This window comes from Actinomycetota bacterium (assembly GCA_005774595.1).
GTDB lineage: Bacteria > Actinomycetota > Coriobacteriia > Anaerosomatales > D1FN1-002 > D1FN1-002.
In genome coordinates this window covers 1-6,406 of the sequence record VAUM01000094.1, presented here as the reverse complement: position 1 = coordinate 6,406, position 6,406 = coordinate 1, and the positions used below count along the sequence as shown (strand labels likewise).

General features: G+C 71.5%; 8 protein-coding genes. All 8 read right to left on the bottom strand.

Translation table 11 applies throughout. The features are described 5' to 3' along the window. The coding region (hisI, locus tag FDZ70_05210; protein ID TLM77532.1) for a phosphoribosyl-AMP cyclohydrolase at positions 1 to 458 on the bottom strand (458 nt) is incomplete at its 3' end. A 13-nt stretch (positions 459 to 471) separates the two neighbouring features. Then, positions 472 to 1,236: an imidazole glycerol phosphate synthase subunit HisF gene (gene hisF / locus FDZ70_05205; GenBank protein TLM77531.1), complete on the bottom strand. Its 765-nt coding sequence runs from the start codon at positions 1,234 to 1,236 to the stop codon at positions 472 to 474. A 12-nt stretch (positions 1,237 to 1,248) separates the two neighbouring features. After that, a complete protein-coding gene (gene hisA / locus FDZ70_05200; GenBank protein ID TLM77530.1) occupies positions 1,249 to 1,977 on the bottom strand; it encodes a 1-(5-phosphoribosyl)-5-[(5-phosphoribosylamino)methylideneamino]imidazole-4-carboxamide isomerase in 729 nt (242 codons plus the stop codon). Beyond that, entirely contained in the window at positions 1,974 to 2,600 is a 627-nt protein-coding gene (hisH, locus tag FDZ70_05195; GenBank protein TLM77529.1) for an imidazole glycerol phosphate synthase subunit HisH, read from the bottom strand. Before hisH ends, hisA begins: the two co-directional genes overlap by 4 nt. Before the next feature lie 7 nt (positions 2,601 to 2,607). Continuing rightward, complete coding sequence (gene hisB, locus FDZ70_05190; protein TLM77528.1) at positions 2,608 to 3,195, bottom strand: imidazoleglycerol-phosphate dehydratase HisB; 588 nt, start codon at positions 3,193 to 3,195, stop codon at positions 2,608 to 2,610. A gap of 31 nt (positions 3,196 to 3,226) precedes the next feature. Further along, positions 3,227 to 4,351, bottom strand: a complete 1,125-nt coding sequence (gene hisC, locus FDZ70_05185) for a histidinol-phosphate transaminase (GenBank protein TLM77527.1) — start codon at positions 4,349 to 4,351, stop codon at positions 3,227 to 3,229. 1 nt (position 4,352) lies between these two features. Beyond that, entirely contained in the window at positions 4,353 to 5,714 is a 1,362-nt protein-coding gene (gene hisD / locus FDZ70_05180) for a histidinol dehydrogenase (GenBank protein ID TLM77526.1), read from the bottom strand. A gap of 79 nt (positions 5,715 to 5,793) precedes the next feature. After that, the coding region (locus FDZ70_05175) for an ATP phosphoribosyltransferase (protein ID TLM77525.1) at positions 5,794 to 6,406 on the bottom strand (613 nt) is incomplete at its 5' end.

Genomic DNA, 6,406 nt, shown 5'->3' with positions numbered 1-6,406 from the left:
GCGGTGTACGAGCCCTCGGGCATGTCCGCCTTGCGCTGCCGCAGCACGCGCTCGTGCTGGCCGAGGACCGCGCCGATGCCGTCGGGCGCCGCGGACGCGCCCGCGTCCGGGTCCGTGAGCGAGCGGTAGAAGCACGAGCGCTCGCCGGTGTGGCACGCCACGCCGCTGCCGACCTGGTCGACGGCGACGAGCAGGCAGTCCGCGTCGCAGTCGTACCTCACGTCGAGGACCTCCTGGACGTTGCCGGACTCCTCGCCCTTCATCCAGTACTTGGAGCGGCTGCGGCTCCAGAACCACGTGCGCCGCGTCTCGAGCGTCTTGGCCAGCGACTCGGAGTTCATCCACGCCACCATCAGCACCTCGCCGGTGTCGTGCTGCTGGATCACGGCCGGGATCAGCCCGGCGTCGTCGTACTTCAGGTCGGCGATCTGCAGCGCGTCGCGCTCGCGGTCGGTCACGTGATGCCTCCTGTCACAGCCGCACGGGCACGCCGTGCGACGCCATCGACTCCTTGACCTGCCGGATCGAGAACTCGCCGAAGTGGAAGACGCTCGCGGCGAGCACCGCGTCGGCGTCGGCTTCGATGACCGCCTCGGCGAAGTGCTCGAGCTCGCCCGCCCCGCCCGACGCGATGACCGGGATGTTGACGGCGCGGGTGATCGCCCGCGTGAGCGGGATGTCGAAGCCGTCCTTGGTGCCGTCGCGGTCCATGCTCGTGAGCAGGATCTCGCCCGAGCCGCGCGCTTCGGCCTCCCGCGCCCACTCGACCGCGTCGATGCCGGTCGCGGTGCGCCCGCCCGAGACGTAGACCTCCCAGCGCTCGACGTCTCCCGCCGCGCGCTTGGCGTCGATCGCGACCACGATGCACTGCGAGCCGTAGATGCGGGCCGTCTCGGTGATGAGGCCGGGGTCCGCGACCGCCGCCGAGTTCATCGAGATCTTGTCGCAGCCGGCCGCGAGCATCGCACGGATGTCGGCAGCCGAGCGCATCCCGCCGCCGACCGTGTACGGGATGAAGACCTCCTCAGCGGTGCGCGTCGCCACGTCGAGCATGTACGGGCGCTCCTCGTGCGTGGCGGTGATGTCGAGGAAGACGAGCTCGTCGGCGCCCTCGCGGTCGTAGACCGCGGCGAGCTCGACCGGGTCGCCCGCGTCGCGCAGGTTCACGAAGTTCACGCCCTTGACCACGCGGCCGGCGTGCACGTCGAGGCACGGTATGACGCGCTTCATCAGCACGCCGGGCCGCGCCTACGCCTCGCCGCGGGCGACGGCGAGCGCCTCGGGCAGCGTGAAGCTGCGCTCGTAGAGCGCGCGCCCGACGATCACGCCTTCGACCTGCGGGCCGATCGTGAGCAGGTCGCGGATGTCGTCGAGCGTCGACACACCGCCGCTCGCGATGACGGGGATGTCCACCTGGCCCACGAGCGCCCGGTACGCGCCGTAGTTCACGCCGGTCTGCGTGCCGTCGCGCGAGATGTCCGTGTACGCCACGCGGCCGACGCCGAGCACCTGCAGGTCGCGGATGAGCTCGTAGACGCCGTGGTCGGTGCCCTCGCGCCAGCCTTCGATCGCGACCTTGCCGTCGCGGGCGTCGATGCCGGCCACGATGTGCTCGCACGACTCGCGGCACGCCTCGGCGACGAGTTCGGGGTGCGTGACGAGCGTCGTGCCGAGCACCACACGCTCCACGCCGGCGTCGAGGTAGGTGCGGATGGTCTCCATCGTGCGGATGCCTCCGCCGACCTGCACGGGGATGCCTGCGTGCGCGACGATCCTGCGCACCACGTCGATGTTGCGCGGCTCGCCCAGGACCGCGCCGTCGAGGTCGACGACGTGCAGCCACTCGGCGCCGCCGTCGACCCACTGCCGCGCCTGGTCGACCGGGTCGTCGTTGTACACCGTGACGGCGTCGAGGCGGCCCTGCTGCAGCCGCACCGCGCGCCCGTCGAGGATGTCGATGGCCGGGAAGACGATCACGCTTCGGCACTCCTCTCCGCAACGATGCTTCCGAAGTTCGCCAGCACGCGCAGGCCCGCCGACGAGGACTTCTCGGGGTGGAACTGGACCGCATGCACGTTGCCGGACTGCACGGCCGAAGCGAACCTCACGCCGTACTCGGTCGAGCCGATGATAGCCGTCTCGTCGGCCGGCTCGAGGCGGTAGCTGTGCACGAAGTAGAACGCCGTGGACTCGGGCACGCCGTCGAACAGGCGCGAGGGGTTCGGGTACTCGACCGTGTTCCAGCCCATGTGCGGCACCTTCACGCCCGCGGGCAGCCGCGTGCACTCCCCCGGAACGAGGTGCAGGCCCTCCCACTCGCCGTCCTCGTACCCGGTGTCGCACAGCAGCTGCAGGCCGAGGCAGATGCCGAGGAACGGCACGCCCGCCGCCACGCGCTCGAGCATGACCTCGCGCACGCCCGAGGAGCGCAGGTTCGCCGCCGCGTCGCGGAACGCGCCCACGCCCGGCAGCACGATGCCGTCGGCGGCCGCGACCACGGTCGGGTCGCCCGTCACGCGGACGTCGGCCACCCCGGCGTGCTCGAAGCCCTTCTGCACGCTGCGCAGGTTGCCCATCCGGTAGTCGACGACGGCGATCACGGGTGCGTCACAGCGCTCCCTTGGTCGACGGCACGCCGGCGACGCGCGGGTCGATGGCGATCGCCGCGTACAACGCACGCGCGAACGCCTTGAACGCGGCCTCGACGATGTGGTGCGCGTTGCCGCCCGCCATCCCGACGACGTGCACGGTCATGCCCGCGTTCATCGCGAGCGCGGTCATGAACTCGCGCGCCAGCGAGGTATCGAAGGTCCCGATGATCTCGATGGGCAGGTCCACCTCGTAGACGAGCCCTCCTCGGCCGGAGATGTCGATGGCGCACGCGACCAGCGCCTCGTCCATCGGCACCATCGCCGAGCCGAACCGCGTGATGCCCCGCTTGTCGCCGAGCGCCTCGGCGATGGCCGCCCCGAGGCAGATGCCCACGTCCTCGACGGTGTGGTGCGCGTCGATCTCGAGGTCGCCTGCCGCCTTCACGGTCAGGTCGAGCAGCGCGTGGCGCCCGAGCGCGTCGAGCATGTGGTCGAAGAACGGCACGCCCGTGTCCACGGCGCACACGCCCGAGCCGTCGAGGTCTATCGCGACCATGATGTCCGTCTCGCGGGTCTTGCGCTCTATCGTCGCCATGCGGCCCATGTGCTCGCCGCCCCCTTCCGTCGCCGTACCGTCAGTCCTCGTGACGCTTCGCCCGCGCGCTCGCGCCGAAGTGCTCGGCCGCCGCGCGCGAGGCCAGGATCTCGTCCATCCCCGCGAGGAACCGCGCGATCTCCTCATCGGTGCCCACGGTCACCCGCAGGCAGTCCTCCAGGCCCGGCGTGCGCGAGAAGTCGCGCACGAGCACACCGTGGCCGTGCAGCAGGTCGCGCCAGACCGCCGAGGCATGCTCCACGCGGAAGAGCACGAAGTTCGCCTCGGAAGTGAAAGCTGTCACGCCGGGCAGCGACGACAGCCCGTGGAGCAGCACGTCGCGGCGGCGCATGATGTCGCGGATGCCGGCCTCGAACACGGCGCGCTCCTTGAACACCATGCGCGCCACGGTCTGCGACATCCGGTCCACCGAGTACGGCTGCCGCACCTTGGTCAGTTCGGTGACGACGTCGGCCGAACCGAGCAGGTAGCCCACCCGCATCCCCGCGAGCGAGAACGCCTTGGAGAACGTGCGCAGGATGACGAGGTTCGGGTGCCGGTCCATGTGCGGCCGCATCGTGTGCCTCGAGAACTCGAAGTACGCCTCGTCGACGAGCACGAGCGCGTCGGTGGACTTGAGCAGGTCGATGAGGAACGTCTCGGGCACGAGGTTGCCGGTCGGGTTGTTGGGGTTCGACACCACGACGATGTCGATGTCGCCACCGGCGGCGCGCTCGAGCACCGCGGCCTCATCCACCGAGAAGTCCCGCGGGTCGCGCGCGATCTCGACCAGCTGCGTGCCGGTCACGCGCGCGTCGATGGCGTACATCGAGAACGTCGGCGGCAGGTCGAGCAGCGTGCGTCCCGGCCCGCCCCAGGCCAGCAGCAGGTCGAAGATGAGCTCGTCGCCGCCGTTGCCGATGAGCACGTTGCCGCGCTCCAGGCCGTTCGCCTCGGCGATCAGGTCCCGCAGGCCGTTGGCGAGCGGGTCCGGGTACCGGTTGAAGCCGACGTCGCGCAGCCGCTTGGCGAGCTTGTCCAGCACCTCGCCCGGCAGATCGAGCGGGTTCTCGTTCGCGTGCAGGTAGACGTCGGCGTGCACGTCCTTGGCATCGTAGGCGACGAGCCCTTCGAGCTCGCGCCGCGGCGGCCGCAGGCGTCCCACGCTACTCGCCGCCCTCGTCGTCCTCGTCGTCCTCGTCGAGCAGCTCGGCGAGTTCGCCCTCGACGTCGATCTCCTCCATGACGGACGCGAGCCGCAGCCCGACCGCCTCGCCGTGGGCGTAGAGCCCTTCGGCCTCGGCGATGGCCATGCAGATCGGGCCGTCGACCTCGAGCGCCTCGAACGAGTACGAGATGACCGAGGACTTCTTCACGAAGTCGTCGACGGACAGCGGCGAGGAGAACCGCGCCGTGCCGCCGGTGGGCAGGACGTGGTTGGGCCCGGCCACGTAGTCGCCGATCGACTCGGGCGTCCACGGCCCGAGGAAGATCGCGCCCGCGTTGCGGATCGCGCCGAGCAGGTCGAACGGGTCGGCGCACTGCACCTCGAGGTGCTCGGGGGCGATCACGTTGGCGACGTCGATCGCCACGCCGATGTCGGGGCAGACCACGGCCACGCCGTTGTCGGTGAGCGAGCGGCGGATGACGTCGGCGCGCGGCGCCTCGCCGAGCAGCACCTCGAGCGCCTCCGTGACCGCGTCGGGCAGATCCGGGTCGGTGGTGACGAGGTAGGTGGCCGCGCGCGGGTCGTGCTCCGCCTGGGCCATCAGGTCGACCGCGACGAAGGCGGGCACGGCGGTGTCGTCCGCGAGCACGAGGACCTCGGAAGGGCCGGCGAGCATGTCGATGCCCACCTCGCCCATCACGAGCTTCTTCGCGGCGGTCACGTACGCGTTGCCCGGGCCGGTGATCTTGTCGACGCGCGGTATCGACTCGGTGCCGTACGCCAACGCGGCGACGGCCTGAGCGCCGCCGACCCGGTAGACCTCGTCGACGCCGGCGATCTGCGCGGCGGCCAGCGTGTACGGCGACACGCCGCCCTCGGCGTCCGGCGGGCAGACCATGGCGATCTCGTCGACGCCGGCGACGATCGCCGGGATGGCGTTCATGAGCACCGAGGACGGGTAGCGGGCCCGCCCGCCCGGCACGTAGATGCCGACGCGGCGGATGGGCGTGACCTTCACTCCGAGGAAGACGCCGCCGTCGCCGGGCGTGAACCAGGACTGCGGCACCTGGCGGCGGTGGAAGTCCTCGATAGCGTCGGCGGCGGCCGACACCGAGTCGAGGAAGTCGTCGCCCACGGCGGCCACGGCCGCCTCGATCTCGGCCTCCGAGACACGGATGACGCCGATGTCCGCCTTGTCGAGCTGCTTGGTGTACTCGCGCAGGGCCTCGTCGCCGCGCGCGCGCACGTCGTCGACGATGCGCTGCGCCACGCCGAGCACCTCGGCGTCGATGCCGCCTGAGCGCACGAGGTCGGCCTCGGTGAGGCGCTGTCCGCGCGTGAGGTCTATGCGTCGCAACATGGGTGCGGATCCCTCCTCGTGGGTCAGCGGCGCTTCCGGCGAAGTCCGCGTGGCCGCGCCCCTTCGCGCCGTGACCATTCTACCCGTGGGCGGACGTGCCCGCGGCGAGCGACCCGGCGAGCGCGGTGACCTCGGGCCGCAGGCGCAGCGACACGGGGTTGGCGATGAAGCGCGCCGTGCTCGCCATGACCTCGGCGGTCTCGACGAGGCCGTTCTCACGCAGCGTCGTGCCGGTGGCGGTGATGTCGACGATGACGTCGGCCAAGCCGATGAGCGGCGCGATCTCGATGTTGCCGTTGAGGCGCACGATCTCGGTCTGGACGCCGCGGGCGCCGAAGTACGCCTCCGCGACGCGCGGGTACTTCGTGGCGACGCGCAGCGCGCCCGTGCGGGCGGCGGGCTGCGCCGGGCCGGCGGCCAGGCCCGCCACGACGAAGCGGCAGCCGCCGAAGCGCAGGTCCGCCATCTCGACGACGTCGAGCTCCGACTCGGCCAGCACGTCCGCGCCCGCGATGCCGCAGTCCACGGCGCCGTGCGCGACGTAGATGGGGATGTCGGTCGGCTTGCCGATGACGAAGCGCGCGTCCGGCGTGTCGATGACGAGGCGCCGGCCGGGGTCGCCCAGGTCGCCGGTGTCGAGGCCGGCGTCCGCGAGGGCTGCGACGCTCTCGGCGAACAGCGCGCCCTTGGGC

What these genes read in the sequence shown, in the direction of transcription:
- hisD (TLM77526.1), bottom strand. Translation starts at nt 5,714, where the DNA reads ATGTTGCGACGCATAGACCTCACGCGCGGACAGCGCCTCACCGAGGCC.
- hisB (TLM77528.1), bottom strand. Translation starts at nt 3,195, where the DNA reads ATGGGCCGCATGGCGACGATAGAGCGCAAGACCCGCGAGACGGACATC.